Here is a 22425-nt window from a genome sequence, read left to right as displayed (position 1 = left end):
AACTGAATGATCTGTGCCTGAGCCGGGCCTGAAAGCTGACCGATCTTCGAGTAGCTGCCGCGATGCGCAGCAAAGAGCCTGTTGTCCGCCCGGAGGCGTGAGGGGCGCCTACGCGGCATGGCCCTTTCGGCTGTGAGTCATGAACTGCAGTTTGACACGCGGCTGGCCTGATGCGAATGCCTGCGGAGTCTCGATGGGTGGGTCAAGTGAGCTGCCGACAGGGGTCAGTAGCCGAAGAAGTGACGCGGGGCGTCTCGCTCTCACCCGGCGCGATCTCGCTGGCTCCTGAGCCGGACCAGACGGCGAGGCCGCCTGCAGGCAACGACACGAAGCGCCATCCTCGTGGTCCCGTGATCTGCCACGCTTCCGACGTTGGGTCACTCGAACACGTCAGCTCAATGCCGCCATCGAACACCAACCGCAGAGCGCCGGACTTGAACGCAACCGCAGACAGGATCGCCTTCCCGAACAGCGGAAGGGCCGCAGCCACGTCCTGCGTCTCCGGTGTCAGGAGCAAGCGGGGAATAGTGCCGTCTGCAACGCGCGCGAGGCGGGCAGGCGCTTCCAGGATGACTTCCCAGTCCGAATCGAGGGTCAGTGTCAGCATGAAATCGATGCTGATCCTGGTGACGCGCAGGCCACGGAGGCGGGGGCTCAGGATCCATCGGTCCTCATGTTCGACGGGATCGGTCTCAGTTCTCACCACCACACCATGGTCCACCTCGCGGTCAAGGGCCATCGTTTGCGGACGAGTCTGCGCTTTGTTGTTACTACAGTCGACCAATTGGTGGGCACGCGGGTGGTGCGGAGAGAGTTGGAGGTCCGGCCCTTGGGGTGAGAGATCGGGGTCCGTACGCTGGTTGCGGATCGTGCTGGCTCCTCGCCTGCCCGCAATAGTCCGATGAGGGCCCGGTCTTAGAGGCTCGCCCCAAGGGCCAGACCTTAAAGTCTCGTAGCGCCGCCGCCAGGCGTATCAGCGGCTCCAGGCCGCGGTGAGTGACCAGGGTCGGGTCATCGAACGCGGCTGAGACCGCTGCGGCGGCATGGAAGATTGCACGTGAGAGATGCCTTGCTGTACTTGCCGGATGGAACCGTAGAGAAGTCCCATCTTCGCAGGTCACAAGGAATTTCTTCGTTTCAGGACCTCACACTCCGCAGACACCAACCGGTGGATCCGGGCTGAACGGACGCGGACGCGGCGGACGTCGGGGGCGCCAAACGGGGCCCCCGACGTCCTTTTGATGGACCATCAGGGGTTTTGGTGCTTCGGCAGCTGCGGATTAGTTGCTGTAGCCATCGACCGTCAAACTCGCGCAATTCTCGGCAGTTGACGGCTCAATCACGGGGGATTAGGTCATAAGTGGACACATCGCGCGTAGCTCGATACTGTCGAATTGCTGACGCCAGAAGTGCGGTAGCCGAAGGTGCCAGTAGCACTGGGCAAGCAGGGAAGTGCGCGCCGGAAGCCGGAATCCACCGGCCTCGATGGCTCTCAGCGCCATCCAGTGCGAAGCACAGCCGGCCCCACACGCCAGAGATGTGAGGTCGGGCGCGGCCCTCAGTGGCAGGCGCATCAACCGACGTGACGGCACCCTGCACGCAAGCGAGCCAGTATCGCATGCATGCGATTCCGCCGTCGCGAAGCAGCTCAATGTGAGGTTGAAATGACTGTTCGGAGCATCAGGGGCAAGCCGAATGTCTCTCGCGGCGCCATAGCAACCCTGGCCGCACTGGCACTCGCCTTTCCCGTAGTGACAGCCACCACGGCGCAAAACGCGGCCGCCGATCCGAAGAAGGCGACGGTCGAGGTCAAGGGAAAGGTGGGCTGCGATCCAGTCAATGAGGATTTCAACCCGACTGCGGTGGAGTTCGCGTCCGGTCAAGAAACTGTGAACGCCGCCGCGGTAAACGCGGCCGCGGGCACGTACTCTGGCGTGAAGCTCACGAAGGTCCCCAAGAAGGGGGCTGCCATAGAAGTCACCATCACATGCAAGAACCCCGACAACGCCGCGGAAACAGACAGCTGGACCACGAACGTCACCGTCACGCGCCCGCAGGGGGCGGGCATCACCCGGACCGTCAGTCTCCTGAAGGAGACGTGAGGTCTTTGGTCTCCTCAGCCACAGCCGGTCCTTAGCGCTCCCCACAGCACCACCGCTGAGGTCCGACCGGGCCGATCCGCTGTGAACCCCGCGACATCCGCCGGGTCGTGGAGGGCGAGCGCCGTGCGGCGGCCGACCTGCGGTGCCACCGAAATCGGTGGCGCCGCGGGGCGCTGGCTGGTTGGGTCCTCGGGCATGAGTGGACTCAATGACCCGGCGTTTTTCGGCGATCGTTACGCGCACGAGTACGACGAGCGGACCACCCTCGACCCCGCGCCGGCGGTCGAGTTCCTGGCCGGCCTGGTTCCGGACGGCGGGCGGGTGCTGGAGTTGGCGATCGGAACCGGCAGGGTGGCGATTCCACTGGCTGAGCGTGGCATCGATGTTGAGGGCATCGAGGGTTCGGCGGCGATGGTGGAGCGGATGCGGGCGAAACCTGGCGGGTCGTCGATCCCCACGGTTGTCGGTGATATGGCCGATGTGGGGGTGAGGGGCACTTTCCAGTTGGCTTACCTGGTGTTCAACACCCTGTTCAACCTGCCCAGTCAGGCGCGTCAGGTGGACTGCTTCCGCAATGTCGTGAAGGTCCTCGAGCCGGGTGGCGTGTTCGTCATCGAGTGCTTCATCCAGGACGTGACAGAGTTCGACCGCGGCCAGCGAGTCGCGACGCGTGCCCTGTCCGAGGACGCCGTGGCCTTGGAGTTCCTGCTGCACGACCCGGTGGAGCAGGCGGTCACCTACCAGCGGGTGACGGTTGACGCCGAGGGCACCACGATGCGGCCGCTGCGGCTGCGGTACTGCTGGCCCAGTGAGCTGGACCTGATGGCACAGCTGGCCGGTATGCGGCTGCGGGAGCGCTACGACGACTGGGACCGCAGCCCGTTCACCGGTGCGAGCCGCAGTCACGTATCGGTCTACGAGAAGGTCTGACAGGACGAAAGCCCGTCCGGGGTGAGGCGGACGGGCCCTCGCGGGTAGTGAGAATGCTCAGGCGGAGGTGTGTCAGCAGCTGCAACCGCCGCAGCGGCAGGCGCCGCCGGCTTGGCAGCCGCACCCACAGCCCGAGCCGCAGCCGCACGCTCCGAGTATGGGCAGCTGTGTCATAACGGGCTGCGGGCCCTGTTCAAGTGACGGCTGGTCTCGGTTGGTCGGCGGGGTGGGGGATTTATGCATCGTTACCCTCCTCGGCTCGGTGCCTCTGGTCCAGTGAACGCGGCCCGGGGTGGGCGCATCAAGGGCGCATAGAGGCACAAAGCGTCACGCCGGCTCAGATGTGATGGGGGTGGCGGGCGGGGTGAGCTCGTCGGCGTGCTCGCCGGTGACGAGAAAGACGACGCGCTTGGCGACGGAGACGGCGTGGTCGGCGAAGCGCTCGTAGTAGCGGCCGACGAGGGTGACGTCGACGGCGGTCTCGATGCCGTGCTTCCAGCGGTCGTCGAGGAGGTGCTGGAAGAGAGCGCGGTGGAGCTCGTCCATACGGTCGTCGTCCTGCTCCAACTGGAGCGCGTCGTCGATGTCCTTGGTCACGATGACCTCGGCCGCCTTCGCCATCAGCCGCTGCGCGAGCTGCCCCATCTCCAGGATGGTGCTGTGCAGATCATGGGGGACGGCGGTCCCCGGGAAGCGCAGCCGGGCGAGCTTGGCGACGTGCCGGGCCAGGTCGCCGGAGCGCTCCAGGTCCGCGCTCATACGGAGCGAGGTCACGACGATCCGTAGGTCGGTGGCCACCGGCTGCTGGCGGGCCAGGAGGGTGACGGCCCGGTTCTCCAGGTCGCGCTGCAGGTCGTCCACCTTCTCGTCGGCAGCGATCACGCTCTCCGCGATCTTCAGGTCGGCGTCGAGCAAGGCGGTAGTGGCCCGTCCGATCGCCGAGCCGACCAGCCGGGCCATCTCGACCAGTCCGTCACCGATCGAGTCGAGCTCCTCGTGGTATGCGTCCCGCATCGCTGTCGCTGTCCTTCCGTCCGTGAACACTTCGTACGACTAGTCGTACATGGGGCCTATCCTCCACGCTCCCACGCTCATGGCCGAACGCGTACCGGCCGGGCATCCGGAATGAACCACTACTGACACCACAGTGAACTCTTGGCAACGCCTGTTCGAGAACCCGCCCGCATGGCTGTGGGCAGGGCGAATCCTCCGCCTAGTCTTGATGGCATGGACGTGAACGCGGCAGTCGCCGCAGCAGCAGCGATCGCCGGTCTGATGACCGGTGTGATCGCGATGCTCGCGTTCCGCTGGAGCGAGCGGGAACAAGCCCGCCCCACCCGCACCTCCCTGCACACCGACGCCGTGCTGCCGCCGGGGGTGGACACGGTTCTGTCCGTGCTCCGCTCCTCGGCGGTCGTCCTCGACGAGGGCGACACGGTGGTCAAGGCAAGCTCGGCGGCGTACGCCCTCGGGCTGGTACGAGGCGGCCGGCTGGCCGTCGACCAGATGCTGCAGATGGCCCGCGAAACCCGGCGGGATGGCGAGATACGGCAGGTCGAGCTGGAGCTACCGCGCCGCGGCGCGGGTCGCGGCGAGGGACTGGCGGTCTCGGCCCGGGTGGCCCCGCTGGGCTCCCGGCTGGTGCTCCTGCTGGTGGAGGACCTGACCGAGGCCCGGCGGATCGAGGCCGTACGACGCGACTTCGTCGCGAACGTCAGCCATGAGCTGAAGACGCCGGTCGGCGCGCTGTCGCTGCTCTCCGAAGCGGTGATGGACGCGAGCGAGGACCCCGAGGCGGTCATCCGCTTCGCGGGGCGGATGCAGCACGAGGCAGCGCGGCTGACCAGCCTGGTCCAGGAGATCATCGACCTCTCCCGGGTCCAGGACGACAGCCCGCTGGACGACGCCGAGGCGGTCCCGGTCGACGACCTGGTCACCGAGGCGGTGGATCGCTGCCGCCACCAGGCGAACGCCAAGCAGATCACCATGGCCACCGGCGGCGGCCCCGATCTCAAGATCTGGGGCAACCGGGGCCAGCTCGCGGCCGCGCTCGGCAATCTCGTCGAGAACGCGGTCAACTACAGCCCGGTCCGCACCCGCGTAGGGATAGCGGGGCGTAGGATCGCCGCGCCCGGCGGCGATCTCATCGAGATCTCCGTGACCGACCAGGGCATCGGTATCTCCGAGAAGGACCGGGACCGCATCTTCGAGCGGTTCTACCGGGTCGACCCGGCGCGTTCGCGTCAGACGGGCGGCACCGGACTCGGTCTGTCCATCGTCAAACACGTGGCCGCCTCGCACGGCGGGGAGGTCACGGTGTGGAGCGCCGAAGGTCAGGGCTCCACCTTCACCCTGCGACTCCCGGAGGCCGGGATCGCCGCGCGCGACCGGGTCATCGCCACGGACACCGAGTTCGAGGACGACGACCAGCTCTACGAGACGTTCCCTGATCACATCCCTGCCCCGGAGGTCCTTCCGTGACCCGTGTACTCGTCGTCGAGGACGAAGAATCCTTCAGCGACGCGCTGTCGTACATGCTCCGCAAGGAGGGCTTCGAAGTCGCCGTCTCGGCGACCGGGCCCGACGCGCTGGACGAGTTCGAACGCAACGGCGCCGACCTGGTACTCCTCGACCTGATGCTGCCGGGCCTGCCCGGCACCGAGGTCTGCCGCCAGCTGCGGCTCAAGTCCAATGTCCCGGTGATCATGGTGACCGCCAAGGACAGCGAGATCGACAAGGTTGTCGGCCTGGAAATAGGAGCGGACGACTACGTCACGAAGCCCTTCTCCTCACGTGAACTCGTCGCCCGGATCCGGGCCGTACTGCGTCGCCGCGGCGAGCCCGAGGAGATCTCCCCGGCCGCCCTGGAAGCCGGCCCGGTCCGTATGGACGTCGATCGCCACGTCGTCACGGTCGGCGGCGGCAAGGTGGACCTCCCGCTCAAGGAGTTCGACCTGCTCGAGATGCTGCTGCGCAACGCCGGGCGCGTCCTGACCCGGATGCAGCTCATCGACCGCGTCTGGGGCGCGGACTACGTCGGCGACACGAAGACGCTCGACGTCCACGTCAAGCGCCTCCGCGCCAAGATCGAGCCCGACCCGGGTGCCCCGCGCTACCTGGTGACAGTGCGGGGCCTGGGCTACAAGTTCGAGCCGTAAACCGGCAGGTCGTAGAGCCCTCCGCGTCGGTCAGCCCTTCTTGGTGGCCGACGCGGACGTGGTTGTGGAGGCGGACACGCTCGTGGTGGCGGTCGAGGACGCCGAGGCCGATGTGCTGGGCGAGGCGCTGGTGGAGGCCGACGGCGAGGCGGAGGCGGCGCCCGTGGGGCCGAAGGAGGCCAGGTAGCCGGTGGCCGGGCGGACCAGGGCCTGGACGGAGACGGCGCCGGTGCTGCTGAGGACGAAGGTGACCTTCTGGAAGTCGCCGTCGCGCTTGGCCTCGGTGTTGTTCGGGACGGTCGCGGCCGGGTTGCCCTTGCCTCCGAGCAGCACGGAGTCGTGGGCCGGGACGGTGATGGTCTGGCCGCTGTCCTTGTCGCTGAGGGCGGCGTTCTGGGTTCCGACGGTGACCATCTCGATGGTCTGCTTCTGGTCACCGTTGTTGAAGACGCGAGCCGAGACCGTGGAGTCGCCGGCGGCGTCGGCCTGGGTGAGGACGACAGCGTTGACGACCTGGATGTCGCCGACGGTGGTCGCGGCGTTGTCGGGCTTGACCTGAAGCGTCTCTGCGTTGTTACCGGCGCCACAGGCGGCGAGCGGGGCGATCGAGAGCGCTAGGGCGGAGGCGGCGAGGGCGCCGCGTCGAAGGCTGCTGCTCACGGCGGCGGCATCTCCTTGGGCAGGTACGGAGTTACGGGACTTACTGACAGCGGCCTTAGGTTACCGAGCCGCCACCGCGCGCCCGCACCGGGCCACCCTTCGGCGAGGCGCCCTCACCCGCGCGGCCCCGTCGGCACTTCGCGTACGCCCTTCCGGGAATCCATTCCGGGATTCCACCGAACGATTCTCGCCACGCCGACAAGATCGATTTAACGGCCGTCCGGCGGCAGGAAATCCAAAGTCGTACGAAATTGGATCACCGAAGCCCCTGAGGTCCGAACGGAGTAGCGGTTGTCCACTCGCAGGGGATGGACAAAACTGGACGTTCTGTCTCTGTTCAAGCCTCCCGGGAACGTGTAACGGGGGCGTTTCACCCTCCCCGCACACCCGCTCCGACCTGCGAATTCCTCGTGAAGCGAGCTACCTCCAGCACGTCCCGGCCGCACTTGTCAAGCCCCGAGATATGCCCTGACCTGCGAAAACGCCATTCAGAACCAGCCGTTCCCGTGTTAGCATGGATAGCCACGGAAGGGGTACCTGTCACATGACGTTCAAGGTTGGCGACACCGTGGTCTATCCCCATCACGGGGCCGCGCTGATCGAGGCTATCGAAATCCGCCAGATCAAAGGCGTGGACAAGACCTACTTGGTGCTCAAGGTCGCCCAGGGCGACTTGACGGTACGTGTGCCCGCGGACAATGCGGAGTTCGTCGGCGTGCGTGACGTGGTTGGTCAGGAGGGACTTGACCGGGTCTTCGAAGTACTGCGCGCGCCGTACACCGAGGAGCCGACCAACTGGTCCCGCCGCTACAAGGCAAATCTGGAGAAGCTCGCCTCGGGCGACGTCATCAAGGTCGCTGAGGTTGTCCGCGATCTGTGGCGTCGTGAGCGAGAGCGTGGGCTGTCGGCCGGCGAGAAGCGCATGCTCGCCAAGGCCCGCCAGATCCTGGTGAGCGAGCTCGCACTCGCTGAGAACACCAACGAGGACAAGGCCGAGGCGCTCCTCGACGAGGTCCTCGCGTCCTGACGCGCGATATGCCGCGGTGCCCGGTGCGATACGCACGCCGGGCACTGCGGCATGCTTGTGTACTGCATGCTTTGATGCCTGTACACGACCGGGCAGCTGACCACGCGGGATTCACGGAAGGGTCCCGCGAGGCCGTACGGCCCGGCACGTTGAGGCGATACCCACTTCGGCCAAGGACACAAACCTGAGTACCGCAGCGGTCATTCCCGCCGCCGGACGCGGAGTCCGGCTCGGCCCCGGTGCACCCAAGGCGCTGCGCACGCTGGGCGGCATCCCGATCCTGGTCCACGCCGTACGGGCCATGACCCACGCCCGCGCGGTCTCGCTGGTCGTCGTGGTCGCCCCGCCGGACGGAGTCGCCGAGGTCAGCGCGCTGCTGGACAGCCACGGGCTGCCCGAGGCCAAGGACATAAAGATCGTCGCCGGCGGGGAGACCCGCCAGGAATCGGTGCGGCTCGGCCTGGCCGCGCTTCCCGACGGTATCGATGTCGTCCTCGTCCACGACGCGGCCCGCCCTCTGGTGCCGGTCGAGATGGTCGAGGCGGTGGCCGCCGCCGTACGCGACGGCGCTCCCGCCGTCGTCCCCGGGCTGCCGCTCGCGGACACCGTCAAGGAGATCGACCCGGCCACCGACGCCGTCGTCGGCACCCCCGAACGCGCCCTGCTGCGCGCCGTCCAGACCCCGCAGGGCTTCGACCGCGCCACCCTGGTCAAGGCCCACGCCACGATCACCTCGGACGTCACGGACGACGCCGGCATGGTCGAGCAGCTCGGCATCCAGGTCCTGGTCGTCCCCGGCCACGAAGAGGCCTTCAAGGTCACCCGCCCCCTGGACCTCGTATTGGCCGAGGCCGTACTCGCCCGCCGGAGGGCCGCAGATGTTTTCTAACCTCTCATTGCCGCCCTCGCACTGCTTCGCAGGCTTCGGACGGCTGCGCAGAACTCTGTCCGTCGGGCCGATCGAGGGCGCAAAGGAGCGGAGGGGCCAGTGACCGGCATCCCACGAGTCGGCATCGGCACCGACATCCACGCCTTCGGGCCCGGCCGCGAGCTGTGGGTCGCCGGGCTGCTCTGGGAGGGCGAGGGCGACGGCCTCGCCGGGCACTCCGACGCCGACGTGGTCGCGCACGCCGCCTGCAACGCGCTGTTCTCCGCCGCCGGGCTCGGCGACCTCGGGGCGCACTTCGGCACCGGACGCCCGGAGTGGGCCGGGGCGTCGGGTGTGACGTTGCTCACGGAGGCGGCCCGGATCGTGCGCGAGGCGGGGTTCGAGATCGGCAATGTGGCGGTCCAGGTCGTGGGCGTACGCCCGAAAATCGGCAAGCGCCGCGAAGAGGCCCAAAAGGTGCTCTCGACCGCCGTCGGCGCCCCGGTCTCGGTGTCCGGCGCGACCACGGACGGCCTCGGTTTCACCGGCCGCGAGGAGGGCCTGGCGGCGGTGGCGACGGCTCTCGTGCTCCGTACGTGACACGTCCGGGTGACTCGACCGTCACAAGAGCGTGAAGCGCGCTACCACACGACCACGCCACCCACTTCGGGCCACTACCCTTGATGCGTGACTATTCGCCTGTACGACACCAACGCGCGCCAGGTCCGTGACTTCATCCCGCTCGTGCCGGGCTGCGTCTCGATCTACCTGTGTGGCGCCACCGTGCAGGCGGCCCCGCACATCGGACACGTCCGGTCGAACCTCAACTTCGACATCATGCGCCGGTGGTTCGCGTACCGCGGCTACGACGTGACCTTCATCCGCAACGTCACCGACATCGACGACAAGATCATCGCGAAGTCGGCCGAGCAGGGCCGCCCGTGGTGGTCCATCGGCTACGAGAACGAGCGGGCCTTCAACTCCGGCTACGACGCGCTCGGCTGCCTGCCGCCGTCGTACGAGCCGCGCGCCACCGGGCACATCCCCGAGATGATCGAGATGATGCGCGAACTCATCGCGCGCGGCCACGCCTACGCCGCCGACGGCAACGTCTACTTCGACGTGCGCTCGTACGACGACTACCTCTCGCTGTCGAACCAGGAGCTGGACAACCTCCTCCAGCCCTCCGGCGAGGGCGAGACCGGCAAGCGCGACCCGCGCGACTTCGCGATGTGGAAGTCGGCCAAGCCCGGCGAGCCGAGCTGGGAGACCCCTTGGGGCCGTGGCCGGCCGGGCTGGCACCTGGAGTGCTCGGCGATGGCCCACAAGTACCTGGGCAGCGCCTTCGACATCCACGGCGGCGGCATCGACCTGATCTTCCCGCACCACGAGAACGAGATCGCCCAGGCGAAGGCCTTCGGCGACGACTTCGCGGCGTACTGGGTGCACAACGCCTGGGTCACCATGAGCGGCGAGAAGATGAGCAAGTCGCTCGGCAACTCGGTGCTGGTGAGCGAGATGACCAAGCGCTGGCGGCCGATCGTACTGCGCTACTACCTCGGCACCCCGCACTACCGCTCGATGATCGAGTACAGCGAGGACTCGCTGCGCGAGGCGGAGTCGGCGTTCGCGCGCATCGAGGGCTTCGTCCAGCGCGTGGTCGAGAAGGCGGGCCATGTCGAGCCGGCGGCTGAGGTGCCGCCGGCCTTCGCGGAGGCGATGGACGACGACCTGAGCGTGCCGCAGGCGCTGGCGATCGTGCACACCGCGGTCCGGCAGGGCAATTCGGCTCTGAGCGCCGACGACAAGGAGACCGCGGTCGCCCGCCTCTCCGAGGTGCGGGCCATGCTGGGTGTGCTGGGCCTCGACCCGCTCGACGAGCGCTGGTCGTGCGGGGACGGCGAGCGCAGCGCGGATCTGCACGGGGTCGTGGACTCCCTCGTACGACTCGTGTTGGAGCAGCGGCAGGCGGCGCGGGCGCGCAAGGACTACGCGACGGCCGACGCCATCCGCGACCAGCTGCAGCAGTCCGGGCTGGACATCACGGACACCCCGAACGGTGCGCGGTGGTCCCTCGGCTCGCGCTGAGGGACCCTTGCATACATACGTACTTATTTCTGAGCAGTGCCGAGCAGTAAGAGATTGGGTAACCCATGGCCGGGAACAGCCAGCGCAGGAACCGCCGCACGTCCAACAAGAAGGGCGCGACAGTCGGCAGCGGTGGCCAGCGGCGCAAGGGCCTGGAAGGCCGGGGCCCGACCCCGCCCGCCGACGCCCGCAAGGGGCACAAGAAGAACCGCATCGCCAACGCCGCCGCCAAGCGCGCCTCCTCCGCGCAGTCGCGCCGCCCGTCCGGGCGCGGCTCCAAGTCCACCTCCGAGCTGGTCGCCGGCCGTAACCCGGTGGTCGAGGCGCTGCGCGCGGACATCCCGGCGACGGCGGTCTACGTCCAGCAATACATCGACAGCGACGACCGCGTCCGCGAGGCCATCAAGCTCGCCACTGAGCGCGGCGTCCCGCTGATGGAGGCCCCGCGGCCCGAACTGGACCGCATCACCAACGGCCTCAACCACCAGGGCCTGGTCCTCCAGATCCCGCCCTACGAGTACGCGCACCCCGAGGACCTGGTCGCCGCCGCCTCCGACGTCCACGAGGACCCCCTCATCGTCGCCCTCGACGGCGTCACCGACCCCCGCAACCTCGGCGCCGTCGTCCGCTCCGTCGCCGCCTTCGCCGGCCACGGCGTCGTGGTCCCCGAACGCCGCGCCGCCGGCATGACCGCCGGTGCCTGGAAGACCTCCGCCGGCGCCGCCGCCCGCGTGTCCGTGGCCCGCGCCACCAACCTGACGCGGGTGCTCGAGGCCTACCAGAAGGCCGGCCTCACGGTCGTCGGTCTCGCCGCCGACGGTGACGTCGAGCTCCACGAACTCGACGCCCTCGCCGGTCCGGTTGTGATCGTCGCCGGCTCCGAGGGCAAGGGCCTCTCCCGGCTGGTCGGTGAGACGTGTGACGTCCTGGTCCGGATCCCGATGCCGGGTGGCGCGGAGTCGCTCAACGCCGGTGTGGCGGCGGGGATCGTGCTGTACGAGGCGGCGCGTCGGCGGGCGTAGCGCGTCGCGTCGGCTTCCTTGACGGGGCTCCGACATGTCGGACCCGTCAGGCAGTGTCCTAATCGGGTGTCACTCGGTTAGATGAGCGTGGACACCAGAACAGCCCGCACTCCTCCCGGGGGACGGTCGTCGGCGGCACCGGACGAGCCCGTGCTCAGCATGGTGAAGGTGCACTCCGATCCGGCCCAGGTCATCGTCAGTCACGCGAGCTTCCGCGTAGAACTGGGGGCGATGTCGGCCCGTGCGCTGCAGCGGAACCAGCGCGTCCCGCTCATCCCGAGCGCTGTGCGACCGTCGGCGGCCGCGCAGCGGCGTACGCATGTCGTGTCGCAGACGCAGACGCAGGTGATGCAGAACGTCGGGGAGCCCGCCGGGGCGACGACGCAGGTATTGCCGCGGATCGACGAGTATGCGTACGAGCAGGCGCAGGCGCAGACGCAGCCGCACCCGACGGTCGCCGGGCCGCGCAGGCCACCGTCCGGGCTGGCGCCCGGCGAGATGCTGGGCGGGATGCGTCCGGCACACGGCGCTTTCGACGACGAATTCGATGCCCCGGACGAGGAGTTCGGGGGCGGCGGTGGGGGCAGGGCCAGGCACGCGGACCCGGTGAAGCACGCCTGGTATCCGGGTCGCCGGATGAATCTCGGGATCGTGCTGCTGCCGCTGCGTATCTTCCTCGGCTTCATCTCGATCTACGCCGGCATGGGCAAGCTCTGCGACCCCGTCTACTTCGACGGTGGCAAGCGCGGCTCGATGGTCACCTGGCTCGCGTCCCTGCACCCCTGGGCCGCCGCCGAGCCGTTGCGCAACCTCGCCCTCGGGCACCCGGTGGGCGCCGGGCTGACCATCGCCTTCCTCCAGGTGATCGCCGGCGTGCTGACGGTCTGCGGCCTGTGGCAGCGGGTGGCGGCCTCCATCGGCGCGATGCTGTCCGTCGCGCTGCTGGTCACCGTGAGCTGGCGGACCCTTCCGGCGTACGACGCGCCGGACATCATCTACCTTGCCGCGTGGAGCCCGCTGGTCATCGCCGGCGCCCCGGTCTACTCGGTCGACGGCCGCCTCGCCGGTGAGGCCTGGCGCCGCCTCGGCCCCCGGGCGCACCTGTGGGACCTGCGCCGCCGCGTGCTGCGCCGCGGCATGGCGCTGGCGACCGTGCTGGTCGGTCTGACCCTGGTGGTCGGCTCGACGCTGGGCGCGGCCGTACGGTCCACCGCGACGCGTACCGACCTGCCCGGTCCGACCGACCTGCCCACCAACCACCAGGACGGCTCGCCGCTCCCGGAGGTCTCCGGCGAGGCCAGCGGCAGTTCGTCCGGCTCGCCGTCCGCCTCGCACTCCGCCGGCGCCTCCCCATCGGCCTCGCCGTCCTCGCCCTCCGCCACCACCGGCGCGTCCTCGGCGCCGACCGGTTCCGCTTCGCAGCACACCGGTGCCGGGGGCGGTTCCGGCACCACCCCGTCCCATTCCGTCCCCTCCACCCAGCCCCGGCCGACCCACACCGCCGCCCCGACGCCGACCACCGGTGGCGGCAGCGGCAGCACCGGTGGCGGCTCGTCCGACAGCGGCGGCGCCCTCGGCGGACTCCTCGGCAGCGGCGAGACCTCCGGCTGGCTGCTGGGCATGCCCGGCGCGCCGCGCGACACCGCTCCCAGCGGCATGGCTTGAGCCGCATCCGGATAAGAGGCCGCAAGCGCGAAAAGCCGGGTGGGCCTGAACAATCGTTCCGGCCCACCCGGCTTTTGCGTCCCCTGCGGTGCTACAGCGGCGGCTGGGCGGCCAGTTCCTTTGCGGCCTCGGTCAGGTCCTTCACGGTGTCGATCGCGCGCCAGTAGGCCCCCTGGGGCAGCGGGTAGCCCGCCAGGCGCCGTTCCCTTGCCAGTTGGGGGAAGGTGGTGCGCTCGTGGTCGCCACGCTCGGGGAGCAGATCGGTGAATTCGGGGTCGAAGACGTACACCCCGGCGTTGATCAGGAAGGGCGAAGGCGGCGACTCGACGAAGTCGAGGACATGGCCGAACTCGTTGGTCTCGACGGCGCCCCAGGGGATCCGGGGGCGGGCCAGGGCGAGCGTTGCGGTCGCGGCCCGCTCGTAGTGGAAGGCGGCCATCTCGCGCAGCGAGAAGCGCGTCCAGATGTCACCGTTCGTGGCGTACCAGGGCTCATCGGGCCGCGGCAGCGTCTTCGCGGCGTACTTGAGGCCGCCGCCTCGCCCGAGCGGCTCGGTCTCGACGACCGTCGTGACCCGGAGCGGCAGTTCGGTCGCGGCCAGCCAGTCCTGGAGGACCTCAGCAAGGTGGCCGCACGAGACTACGGCGTCGGTGACGCCCTCGGCGGCCAGCCATGCGAGTTGGTGGCCGATGATCGGTGTCCCGGTGCCCGGGATCTCGATCATCGGCTTGGGGCGGGTATCGGTATAGGGCCGCAGTCGCGAACCCTGTCCTCCGGCGAGGAGGACGGCCTGGGTGACGGAAGGGAGCGGTCCTGTCATGAAGCGCACCCTACGTGAGCCCACGGCCCGGGGTCAGCCGACTGAGGCAACGCCGGTGGCAAAGGCGGTGTCGCACACCGGCCGCGACCAGCTCTGGGCGCGCTGGGAGCCGTAACGGGCGGCCGCGGCACGGCCGAGCGAGCGGGCGATGGAGGTGCAGTACTGGGCGAGCGAGGGCCGTTCGGCCATCTCCCGCTGGAGGCTGGTGAGCGCGACGCCCGGGCTCCTCTCCTGGAGCTCGGTGAGCAGTCGGCGGCGCAGTACCTCCTGCGGGGCGGACCGAGTGGCGTCCGCCGCCTGCGGATGTGCGGCGGTGAGGGTCTGAGCCTCGGATGCCGACGTTGCCCACGGGACGCGGGTGACGGCGAGGGTCCCGGAGAGTACGAGGACGACCGGGAGGACGAGAGCGAGTGTCTTGCCGATGCGGCTGGCTACCTGGTTCACGGCAGTGATGGTAGCGAGGAGTAATGATTTGGCGACATTTAGCCACTCTGACGAGTGACGAAATCCGCGTAATCCGTTTGGGGCGGGTTGACGAACATGCTCGAAAGGCCGACGTGTGAGGGTATTTGTCGACAGCTCCCAACGCGTACGGCCCGGCCCTCCACGGAGGAGGACCGGGCCGTACGCGTCAGCCGGAGGTGACGAACACCGCCGAGCTGTCAGTCGCTGAGCCGCTCGCCGGTCGAGGTCGAGAAGACGTGCGTCTCACCGCCGCGCGGCACCACGTGCAGCACCGCGCCCTTCTCCGGGATCTCGCGGCCGCCGACCCGGATGACCAGGTCCTTGTGCTCGCCGCCGACCTGGGCGGAGCCGTAGACGTAACCGTCGGCGCCGAGCTCCTCGACGACGTTGACGGTGACCGCGAGGCCCGCCGGCTCGTCCTTGGTGAGGGACTTGGCCTCGCCGTTGACGATGTCGAAGTGCTCCGGGCGGACGCCGACCGTCACGGTGGTGTCGCCCTTGTCAGCCGCCGCCTTGATCGCGTCGCGGTCCACGCTCACGATCGAGTTGCCGAACTTCGCGCCGCCGTCGACGATCGGCACCTCGACCAGGTTCATCGCCGGGGAGCCGATGAAGCCCGCGACGAAGAGGTTGGCCGGCCGGTCGTACATGCTGCGCGGGGTGTCGACCTGCTGCAGCAGACCGTCCTTGAGCACCGCGACGCGGTCGCCCATCGTCATGGCCTCGACCTGGTCGTGGGTGACGTACACCGTCGTGACGCCCAGCCGGCGCTGCAGCGAGGCGATCTGCGTACGCGTCTGCACACGCAGCTTGGCGTCGAGGTTCGACAGGGGCTCGTCCATGAGGAACACCTGCGGCTCACGCACGATCGCGCGGCCCATCGCCACACGCTGCCGCTGACCACCGGACAGCGCCTTCGGCTTCCGCGCCAGGTACTCCGTGAGGTCCAGGATCTTCGCGGCTTCCTCGACCCGCTTGCGGATCTCCGCCTTGTTGACGCCGGCGATCTTGAGCGCGAAGCCCATGTTGTCCGCGACGGTCATGTGCGGGTACAGCGCGTAGTTCTGGAACACCATCGCGATGTCCCGGTCCTTCGGCGGCAGGTGCGTGACGTCGCGCTCACCGATACGGATCGCGCCGGCGTTGACGTCCTCCAGACCGGCGAGCATGCGCAGTGAGGTGGACTTGCCGCAACCGGACGGGCCGACGAGGACGAGGAACTCCCCGTCGCCTACGTCGATCTGCAAGCCGTCCACAGCGGGCTTCTCGGAGCCCGGGTATATCCGGGTCGCCTTGTCGAACGTGACAGTGGCCATACTGATGCGTTCCCTTCACCGGCAGGAACGTGCCGGACGATCCGAGTAAAGGAATGAGGTCTAGTCCAGAAATCATGGACTTCCGGTGACGCTACCCGCCCGACCATCCCCTTGTCAGCAGCTCCGCCCTGACGAATTTCCGACCTTCCCCCCTCCACCCCCTGGGTACACTGCTTCCTGGCGGTCGCCCATGAACGTGGACGGCCTGCCATGCCGCCTTAGCTCAGCTGGTAGAGCACCGCTCTTGTAAAGCGAAGGTCGTCGGTTCGAATCCGACAGGCGGCTCCCCCTCTGACCTGCGTCGGAGCATCGAACAGGCCCCCCGGAGTTGATCTCCGAGGGGCCTGTTTGGCTTCAATGGGAACGAAATGGGAACGCGCCGTCAGGCGGCGTCCTTCGTGGGAACGTCGGCAGCATCCTCTAGGGGAACGTCGGCCTTCGCCTCCGGCTCCTGGTCGACGTCCCGCTGCGCCGGCGACTTGCGCGGAACCAGAGCAAGCGGCGCCTCGGCCTGGGCTTCCTCGAACTGCGGCAGCACCGAGGTGTACGTGTCAGCGGTCAGCGCGTAGGAGCCGTGCCCCAGCAGCGTCTGGATGGACTTCATGTGCAGCCCTGCGGCCAGGGACAGCGTCGCCGCGCAGTGCCGCAGGTCGTGCAGCCGCACCGGCGGCAGACCGAGCCTCTTCACCAGGCGCGAGAACGTCTGCGACAGGTGCTCCGGGTGGTACGCGCGACCGTCCTCCCAGGTGAACACCAGGCCCGTGCGCTTCCAGACCTTGGCGGCCTCCTCCCAGTCGGCACGCTCCTTGGCCTGCCGATCGCGCCACAGCTCCAGCAGCTTCCACGTCTCCGAGTCCAGCTTGATCGTCCGCTCGCCGCTCTCACTCTTGGGGGTGTCCTCCCACACGTCGTACGCGGCGGACACCAGCTGCTCACTGATGTGGACGGTGCCCTGCGTCAGGTCGGTCTCCGCCCACGGAAGGCCGGCGGCCTCGCCGCGGCGCAGCCCCCGGAAGACCATCAGGTGGAACATCGGATACAGGCGGTGCCCGGCGACAGCGTCCAGGAACTCGCCTGTCTGCTCGGGCATCCACACCATGACCTTGCCGGGCTTCTCACCGCTCTGGCGCCACGCGGCGATCCGGGCCGGTGTCCACAGGACCGGCTTGGGGCGGATGTACTTCGGCAGGACGACGTGCTTCGTCCAGTTCTCGGAGATCAGCTTCTCCTTCACGGCGTCGTCCAGGGCGCCGGAGAGAGTGTTGAGCATCTTCACCTGCGTGCCGGGGCCGGTCACATGCGTGGGCTGGGCGCGGGCTTTCTTCAAGGCGGCCTTGGCGTCCTGCCACGCCTGGCGCAACTGCGTGGGCCGTGGCCGCTCCTGGCAGTTCTTCCAAGCGGTGTGGGCGGCGCGTTCGGCCGCGAGGGCTTGGTGCGCCTTGGCGTGGTTTTCTGCGTGGACCTCGTTGTCGGCCCACAGTTTCTCGAACATCGCCTGGACGTGGCGGGTGCGCAGCGACAGCAGCTTGATCTCGCCCAGGTAGGGGATGAAGACCCGCTCGATGTAGTCCTCGTATCCGGTGCGGGTGGACCGCTTGAGGTCGACGCGCTTGGCGAACCAGCGGCGCAGGTAGTCCGCCACGGTTTCCTCGCTGAGGACGTCGACACCGTCCTGAGCCAGCCTCCACACCCTCTCGGCCTCGGTGGCCGCGTCCTTCTTCGTGCGGAAGCCGCCCTGCTTCGCCCGGGGGCGGCGCTTACCGTCCGGGCCGGGCGGCAGCTCGATGGAGTAGTACCAGGACGCGTGGTCGCGCTGCTTGAGCTTGGGGCAGGCCTTCTCCAGGTAGCCGATCTTCTGCTTGCCGTCATCGTCCAGGACGGGCTTGCCGTCCTTGTCCACCAGCGGGCCCCTGCAGGCGCACCGCTTGTACGTCTTATCTTCAAACACCGTCCCCACCCCTACGCCTGGTTGTCACTGTGGGCGCACATTCTTCCCTAACGTGGCCGGGGAAGGCTGCCCCTTCCGCTACTGTCCGGTATGGTGTGGCACATGTTGGCGCGGGGGAGAAACGCGACAACGACATGGCGACAACGAGCACTCCGGCCGCCGATCAGCGCGGGATGAGCCTGGACGAGGTCCTGGCACTGCCCGCGACGGTCAACGTCGTGACCGCGGCCCGCGCGCTGGGCATCGGGCACAACAAGGCGTACGACCTGATCAAGGCCGGGCAGTTCCCTGTACGGACGTTGACGATGGGGAGCACGGTACGCATTCCCACGGCAGCCCTGTGGGAGGCGCTGGGGATCGGCTCGCTGCGACAATGACGTCTGCGGGCCATTGAGTTGGATGGGGATCGGTGGCATGCCGCGCTTGTACGGCTTCGACAATCAAGCCCTGACGCGCGTGCGCGCGCAGGAGCGGCACGTTGTGCGTGAGGCCGTGGGCCGTATCCGCGCCGGACAGTCGCAGGCCGAGGTCGCGGCCTGGATGACGGCCGAGGGTCATCGGGGCACCATGGGCGGCGAGTGGACCACCATGACGCTCGGCCGCCTGCTGGACAATCCGGCGATCGCCGGCATGGAGCGGGACCCCGCCACGGGCGAGCTACGCGAGACCGGCCGGGAGGCGCTGATCACACCGGAGGAGTTCCGGTGGCTGCAGCAGCGCCCCGGCCGGCGTGGCAGCGTCCGAAGCCCGGAGGGCCGCGAACCCGACCACGACTACCTCCTGGCGGGCGGACTGGCCGTGTGCGGCGAGTGCGGGCAGCGCATGGCCGGAGGACGGACCAGCGCCAAGACGCCCTCCTACCGCTGCCAGACCAGCTTCGAGGGGCGCGGCGGCTGCGGCAAGGTCCGCATCACCGCCTCCCTCCTCGAGGAACACGTCGCCGAGCACGTTCTCGGTGAACTGCTGCGGCCAGGAGCACATGCGGCGCTGGAAGTAGCCCGCACCGGCATCGAGGCCGGTGCGGATCAGCTGCGTGCGCAGATCGCCGACCTGGAGGGGTCGCGCGGGGAGTTGGCCGAGCCCTACGCCCAAGGCCAGGTCTCCCGGGATGCGTTCGTTGCCGCCGACCGGCGCATCAGCGAGATGTTGAAGCAGGCCCGCTCGCGCCTGCGGTACCTGGAGCAGGCCGTGGAGGTGCCGTTGGGCGGCGTCGAGGACCTGGCCCGCTGGTGGCAGCACGCGCCGTTCCGCTCCAGGCGGGCCCTGGTGGTGCTGCTGCTGGACAAGGTCGAGGTGCATCCGGCGCGGGCCCGCGGGGTGCGGGACGTGGACGACCGGGTCACGCTGACCTGGCGCACCGCTACTGCCGCGTAGGCAGTGCGCCAGGGGCGTCAGTCCTGCACGTCGTGGTCGGGCGACTTCCCCCACCAGTAGATGACCTCGTTCAGGGTTTTCATGTCGAGGTTCGTGCGAAGCTCCCCCAACTGGTTGTTGACCCAGGCCGAGCTGATACCGAGGTTCTTCGCGGCCTGCGCCTGTGTGCGGCCCAGGCACAGTTCGCGCAGGATTGCCCGCTGGGTGGCGGTGGTGGTCAGGCCCGTGTCCTTGCCGTGGGTTGGGCTGAGCCAGGGTTCGGCGCGCTCCCAGAACAGGTCGAAGACCGCGGAGATCCCCGCCACCGCCAGCGGGTTGGAGATCATGACGGCCTCGTCGGCGGGCGGCTCGCCCTCGGCAGTGTGCACGGGCACGAAGGCCACGCGGCGGTCGAAGATGATGCTGCGCGGGAAGCGGCCGTTGACGGTGCGGATCTCCCCGCCGGCGGCGGCCATTTCCTTGGCCCAGTTGCCGACCGTGGCGACGCGGCGGACCGAGCTGTGGTAGATCGTGCGCATCGACACGCCCTGCTTGAGGGCGGCGCGGTCACGCTCGAAGGAGTACGCCAGGTCGTCGGCGGTGCGGTTGCCGGGCTGGGCGGAGACGATCTCCTTTCGGGCGGCGCCGTGTTCGCGGGCGATGTGCTCGTTGATCAGCTCGCGGCCGGCCAGGTGCTGGATCGACTCGTGCGAGGTGCGGGTCGCCTCGAAGCGGTCCCGAAGGGTCGCCAGGAATGCTGGTAAGGCGCCCGTGTACGCGGTCAGCGCCTCCAGGTGGGTGTGGATCTCGTCGATCATCGGTAATGCCCGGTGTCGGGGCTCGATGGCGCTGAGCACGCCTGGCTCCCAGTCCGCTACGAGACCAGTGGCCAGCAAGCTGTCCAATCCGGGAGTGCCCGGAGGTACAGGATCGCCGTCGAGTATGCGCTGATAAGCCGTTACCGTCGGTTCCGACAGATCGGGCAGGTCGGGTAGTTGTGCCACCTAACAACCTCTGAATTGTGCGTGTGGTGAAAGTCCCGTGTTGGGGTTCCTTGATCTTTTCACAAGGCCCCTACAGGGTTGCGCCAGTGGCGCGTGCATGACGCATATGCCGAAGTCTTAGGCCAGGCGGCTGATAGCCGCCGCCGCTCCTGCGCGCAGCCCGCCTGTCAACAATGTCCAAATCGCAGGGGATTCCCGTGGCTATTTCCCGAACCATCCGCATCGTCGCTGCTGGCGTACTTGCTGTACTGGGTCTCGTCGCCGGGTCGCTGCACGCGCAGCCCCGTCCGGTCCACGCTGCGGACACGACCTGGTCGGTTCCGGCCGACACGACCTGGTCCGTTCGTGCCGACAACGTTTCCGTGAACGGTGCCGACGCCGACGGCGGCCACGGCCACGGCCAGGTCGAGCCTGACGACACCACCTGGTAGTCCGCCAGCGGTGATTGTCCGGGCGCCGGGGCCCCCACCCCCGGCGCCTGCGACAGGCCGGCGGACTCGAAGCCGGTTGCAGGGAGCTGGCCGCGCGTCATCACGCGCGTCGGCTGGTGTTGGACACAGCAAACCGAGGGCGGGGGGGATCCCGCCTCACAGGGAGGGTCTAGGTGGGAATCGATCCGGCACGCATCCACAGACGCATGCTGGAGGCCGAGCAGTCGGGCCGCCGCACACTGGGTGCCCAGGAGGCGAGCGCGGTGCTGCGCATCCTGGCCGTGGTGATCGAGCAGGAGCCGCAGGATGATCCGCACAGTGACGTGGTGGCGCTGGTGCAGACGAGCTGAACAACCCCCACATCGTCGGGGCGGGCACTGGCTGGTGTCCGCCCCTACACATGCCCTGACCTGGGAAAATGTCCCGGAAAATCTGGCCCCACACCCCCAGATTTGCTAAGATAAGAGGAGCAGGGAAGGGGGAGCGGCCCCCGGCCCGACCCGCCTCTTGGAGTAACCGTGACGACGATCCGGACCATCGCAACCGGCAAGATCCACCGCAACGAGCGTCAGCCCCGCGAGTTCTTCGAGCCGGTGGCCCTGCAGGAGCTGGCCGACTCCATCAAGCGGTTCGGCCTCATGCAGCCGATCGAGGTCCGCCGCGACCGCGAGGCCGGCGGCTACGAGATCGTCGCGGGCGAGCGCCGCTGGCGCGCCCACGAGCTCGCCGGGATCACCCAGATCAAGTGCATCATCACCGACGACGACCTGACCACCCTGGAGCGGTTCAAGCGGTCGGTCGCCGAGAACATCAACCGCGCCGACATGACGCCGCTGGAGGAAGCCAAGGCGTTCCGCCGCATCCTGGACGACCAGGAGGGCGCCGAAGTGGGCGCCGTCGCCAAGGAGTTCGGCAAGACCACCCAGTACGTGAACCTGCGTCTGGCCCTGCTCAACCTCACCGAGGAAGTCCAGCAGCACGTCAACTCCGGTGCCATCGGCACCCAGGCCGCCGTGCAGATCGCGTCCCTGACCCCGGGCAACCAGGCGGCGGTCATGAAGAAGTGGGCCAAGGGCGCCTTCGCCGGCGACAACGAGCTGGTGCACTTCGCCTACGCGCTGGGCCAGCAGCAGAACCAGACCTTCGCGCTGATCGTGGAGGACCTGAGCGCGGAGGAGCGCGAGAAGCGGCAGCGCGAGCGCACCGCCACCCGCAACAAGCTCGACACCGTCGAGCGGGTGCGGGGCCTGCTGGAGGAACTGGCCAAGGCCGACCCGATGAAGCTCGCCCAGGCCCTGGAGGGCGAAGTCCTCGCCCGCCTGGAGCAGATGGACCGCGTGGCCGACGCGGTGCAGAAGGCCCGCTTCAACCTGCGGCAGGCCAAGGCGCACGCCGAGGCCCGCGAGATCATCGTCAACGCCGACGCCTCCGCCCCCGCCGACCCGGCCAAGCCCGCCACCCCGGCCGAGGCCGCCGCCCCGGCCAAGCCCGCCACCCCGGCCGAGGCCGCCGCCCCGGCCAAGCCCAAGCCCGCTCCGCCGGTCAAGCGCAGCGCCGCCAAGCCGGCT

General features: G+C 68.7%; 23 protein-coding genes and 1 tRNA gene. 16 read left to right on the top strand and 8 right to left on the bottom strand.

Annotated elements, in window-relative coordinates:
* Positions 1 to 202: 202 nt before the first annotated feature.
* Complete coding sequence (locus EFK10_RS30745) at positions 203 to 703, bottom strand: DUF6188 family protein (protein WP_164836214.1); 501 nt, start codon at positions 701 to 703, stop codon at positions 203 to 205.
* Between the two features lie 961 nt (positions 704 to 1664).
* Here EFK10_RS30745 and EFK10_RS30740 point away from each other — a divergent pair.
* The gene (locus tag EFK10_RS30740) at positions 1665 to 2102 is read left to right on the top strand and encodes a hypothetical protein (RefSeq protein WP_127358926.1); all 438 of its coding nucleotides are present in this window, start codon (positions 1665 to 1667) and stop codon (positions 2100 to 2102) included.
* 195 nt (positions 2103 to 2297) lie between these two features.
* Positions 2298 to 3032, top strand: coding sequence for a class I SAM-dependent methyltransferase (locus EFK10_RS30735; protein WP_127358935.1), 735 nt, complete (start codon positions 2298 to 2300; stop codon positions 3030 to 3032).
* Between the two features lie 327 nt (positions 3033 to 3359).
* Here the strand turns inward: EFK10_RS30735 and phoU are convergent, their stop codons facing one another.
* On the bottom strand, positions 3360 to 4046 hold the full coding sequence (gene phoU / locus EFK10_RS30730) for a phosphate signaling complex protein PhoU (RefSeq protein WP_127358925.1): 687 nt from the start codon (positions 4044 to 4046) through the stop codon (positions 3360 to 3362).
* Positions 4047 to 4259: 213 nt separating this feature from the next.
* Here phoU and EFK10_RS30725 point away from each other — a divergent pair, with 213 nt between their 5' ends.
* Positions 4260 to 5513 (top strand): sensor histidine kinase, encoded by a 1254-nt coding sequence (locus EFK10_RS30725; RefSeq protein ID WP_127358924.1) that lies wholly within the window; start codon positions 4260 to 4262, stop codon positions 5511 to 5513.
* A complete protein-coding gene (locus tag EFK10_RS30720; protein ID WP_127358923.1) occupies positions 5510 to 6190 on the top strand; it encodes a response regulator transcription factor in 681 nt (226 codons plus the stop codon). Before EFK10_RS30725 ends, EFK10_RS30720 begins: the two co-directional genes overlap by 4 nt.
* Positions 6191 to 6220: 30 nt before the next feature.
* Here the strand turns inward: EFK10_RS30720 and EFK10_RS47905 are convergent, their stop codons facing one another.
* Positions 6221 to 6850, bottom strand: coding sequence for a DUF461 domain-containing protein (locus EFK10_RS47905; RefSeq protein WP_164836213.1), 630 nt, complete (start codon positions 6848 to 6850; stop codon positions 6221 to 6223).
* 544 nt (positions 6851 to 7394) lie between these two features.
* On the opposite strand from EFK10_RS47905, the gene EFK10_RS30705 reads away from it, so the two are divergent.
* From EFK10_RS30705 to EFK10_RS30680, 6 genes are all read left to right on the top strand, one after another.
* Entirely contained in the window at positions 7395 to 7877 is a 483-nt protein-coding gene (locus tag EFK10_RS30705) for a CarD family transcriptional regulator (RefSeq protein ID WP_033174074.1), read from the top strand.
* 157 nt (positions 7878 to 8034) lie between these two features.
* Positions 8035 to 8766 (top strand): 2-C-methyl-D-erythritol 4-phosphate cytidylyltransferase, encoded by a 732-nt coding sequence (gene ispD / locus EFK10_RS30700; protein ID WP_127358922.1) that lies wholly within the window; start codon positions 8035 to 8037, stop codon positions 8764 to 8766.
* A 99-nt stretch (positions 8767 to 8865) separates the two neighbouring features.
* Positions 8866 to 9345 carry a 2-C-methyl-D-erythritol 2,4-cyclodiphosphate synthase gene (gene ispF / locus EFK10_RS30695; RefSeq protein WP_127358921.1) on the top strand — a complete coding sequence of 160 codons (480 nt, stop codon included), beginning with the start codon at positions 8866 to 8868 and terminating at the stop codon, positions 9343 to 9345.
* Positions 9346 to 9432: 87 nt separating this feature from the next.
* Positions 9433 to 10833, top strand: coding sequence for a cysteine--tRNA ligase (cysS, locus tag EFK10_RS30690; RefSeq protein WP_127358920.1), 1401 nt, complete (start codon positions 9433 to 9435; stop codon positions 10831 to 10833).
* Positions 10834 to 10898: 65 nt separating this feature from the next.
* Positions 10899 to 11855: a 23S rRNA (guanosine(2251)-2'-O)-methyltransferase RlmB gene (gene rlmB / locus EFK10_RS30685; RefSeq protein ID WP_127358919.1), complete on the top strand. Its 957-nt coding sequence runs from the start codon at positions 10899 to 10901 to the stop codon at positions 11853 to 11855.
* A gap of 159 nt (positions 11856 to 12014) precedes the next feature.
* Positions 12015 to 13520, top strand: a complete 1506-nt coding sequence (locus EFK10_RS30680; protein ID WP_407647185.1) for a DoxX family protein — start codon at positions 12015 to 12017, stop codon at positions 13518 to 13520.
* A 91-nt stretch (positions 13521 to 13611) separates the two neighbouring features.
* On the opposite strand, the gene EFK10_RS30675 is transcribed toward EFK10_RS30680, so the two are convergent.
* From EFK10_RS30675 to EFK10_RS30665, 3 genes are all read right to left on the bottom strand, one after another.
* Positions 13612 to 14340, bottom strand: coding sequence for a nucleotidyltransferase family protein (locus EFK10_RS30675; RefSeq protein WP_127358917.1), 729 nt, complete (start codon positions 14338 to 14340; stop codon positions 13612 to 13614).
* Between the two features lie 33 nt (positions 14341 to 14373).
* Positions 14374 to 14784 (bottom strand): hypothetical protein, encoded by a 411-nt coding sequence (locus EFK10_RS30670; protein ID WP_127358916.1) that lies wholly within the window; start codon positions 14782 to 14784, stop codon positions 14374 to 14376.
* A 218-nt stretch (positions 14785 to 15002) separates the two neighbouring features.
* Positions 15003 to 16121, bottom strand: a complete 1119-nt coding sequence (locus tag EFK10_RS30665) for an ABC transporter ATP-binding protein (RefSeq protein ID WP_127358915.1) — start codon at positions 16119 to 16121, stop codon at positions 15003 to 15005.
* 212 nt (positions 16122 to 16333) lie between these two features.
* Between EFK10_RS30665 and EFK10_RS30660 the strand changes: the two genes are divergently transcribed.
* A tRNA-Thr gene (locus tag EFK10_RS30660) sits at positions 16334 to 16406 on the top strand.
* A 97-nt stretch (positions 16407 to 16503) separates the two neighbouring features.
* Here EFK10_RS30660 and EFK10_RS30655 read toward each other — a convergent pair.
* On the bottom strand, positions 16504 to 18069 hold the full coding sequence (locus EFK10_RS30655) for a site-specific integrase (protein ID WP_164836212.1): 1566 nt from the start codon (positions 18067 to 18069) through the stop codon (positions 16504 to 16506).
* 95 nt (positions 18070 to 18164) lie between these two features.
* Between EFK10_RS30655 and EFK10_RS30650 the strand changes: the two genes are divergently transcribed.
* Both EFK10_RS30650 and EFK10_RS30645 read left to right on the top strand, forming a co-directional pair.
* Entirely contained in the window at positions 18165 to 18446 is a 282-nt protein-coding gene (locus tag EFK10_RS30650; RefSeq protein WP_240677572.1) for a helix-turn-helix domain-containing protein, read from the top strand.
* Between the two features lie 37 nt (positions 18447 to 18483).
* Positions 18484 to 19443, top strand: coding sequence for a recombinase zinc beta ribbon domain-containing protein (locus EFK10_RS30645; RefSeq protein WP_164836211.1), 960 nt, complete (start codon positions 18484 to 18486; stop codon positions 19441 to 19443).
* 17 nt (positions 19444 to 19460) lie between these two features.
* On the opposite strand, the gene EFK10_RS30640 is transcribed toward EFK10_RS30645, so the two are convergent.
* A complete protein-coding gene (locus EFK10_RS30640) occupies positions 19461 to 20279 on the bottom strand; it encodes a helix-turn-helix domain-containing protein (RefSeq protein WP_127358912.1) in 819 nt (272 codons plus the stop codon).
* A 344-nt stretch (positions 20280 to 20623) separates the two neighbouring features.
* On the opposite strand from EFK10_RS30640, the gene EFK10_RS30635 reads away from it, so the two are divergent.
* The 3 genes from EFK10_RS30635 to EFK10_RS30630 all read left to right on the top strand — a co-directional run.
* Positions 20624 to 20857 (top strand): hypothetical protein, encoded by a 234-nt coding sequence (locus EFK10_RS30635; protein WP_127358911.1) that lies wholly within the window; start codon positions 20624 to 20626, stop codon positions 20855 to 20857.
* Positions 20858 to 21030: 173 nt separating this feature from the next.
* The gene (locus EFK10_RS47900; protein WP_164836210.1) at positions 21031 to 21207 is read left to right on the top strand and encodes a hypothetical protein; all 177 of its coding nucleotides are present in this window, start codon (positions 21031 to 21033) and stop codon (positions 21205 to 21207) included.
* Positions 21208 to 21375: 168 nt separating this feature from the next.
* The coding region (locus EFK10_RS30630; RefSeq protein WP_127358910.1) for a ParB/RepB/Spo0J family partition protein at positions 21376 to 22425 on the top strand (1050 nt) is incomplete at its 3' end.

The organism is Streptomyces soli, from assembly GCF_003999195.1.
In the GTDB taxonomy this organism is placed as follows: Bacteria; Actinomycetota; Actinomycetes; order Streptomycetales; family Streptomycetaceae; genus Actinacidiphila; species Actinacidiphila soli.
Note: the sequence above shows the minus strand (reverse complement) of the source record. Positions and strands in the feature narration are given on the sequence as shown.

Excerpts from the sequence above, each read along its gene's own strand:
- EFK10_RS30680 (WP_407647185.1), top strand. The coding sequence starts at position 12,015 with ATGGTGAAGGTGCACTCCGATCCGGCCCAGGTCATCGTCAGTCACGCG.
- phoU (WP_127358925.1), bottom strand. The coding sequence starts at position 4,046 with ATGCGGGACGCATACCACGAGGAGCTCGACTCGATCGGTGACGGACTG.
- EFK10_RS30735 (WP_127358935.1), top strand. The coding sequence starts at position 2,298 with ATGAGTGGACTCAATGACCCGGCGTTTTTCGGCGATCGTTACGCGCAC.
- EFK10_RS30705 (WP_033174074.1), top strand. The coding sequence starts at position 7,395 with ATGACGTTCAAGGTTGGCGACACCGTGGTCTATCCCCATCACGGGGCC.
- EFK10_RS30740 (WP_127358926.1), top strand. The coding sequence starts at position 1,665 with ATGACTGTTCGGAGCATCAGGGGCAAGCCGAATGTCTCTCGCGGCGCC.
- EFK10_RS30675 (WP_127358917.1), bottom strand. The coding sequence starts at position 14,340 with ATGACAGGACCGCTCCCTTCCGTCACCCAGGCCGTCCTCCTCGCCGGA.
- rlmB (WP_127358919.1), top strand. The coding sequence starts at position 10,899 with ATGGCCGGGAACAGCCAGCGCAGGAACCGCCGCACGTCCAACAAGAAG.
- EFK10_RS30725 (WP_127358924.1), top strand. The coding sequence starts at position 4,260 with ATGGACGTGAACGCGGCAGTCGCCGCAGCAGCAGCGATCGCCGGTCTG.
- EFK10_RS30665 (WP_127358915.1), bottom strand. The coding sequence starts at position 16,121 with ATGGCCACTGTCACGTTCGACAAGGCGACCCGGATATACCCGGGCTCC.
- EFK10_RS30645 (WP_164836211.1), top strand. The coding sequence starts at position 18,484 with ATGCCGCGCTTGTACGGCTTCGACAATCAAGCCCTGACGCGCGTGCGC.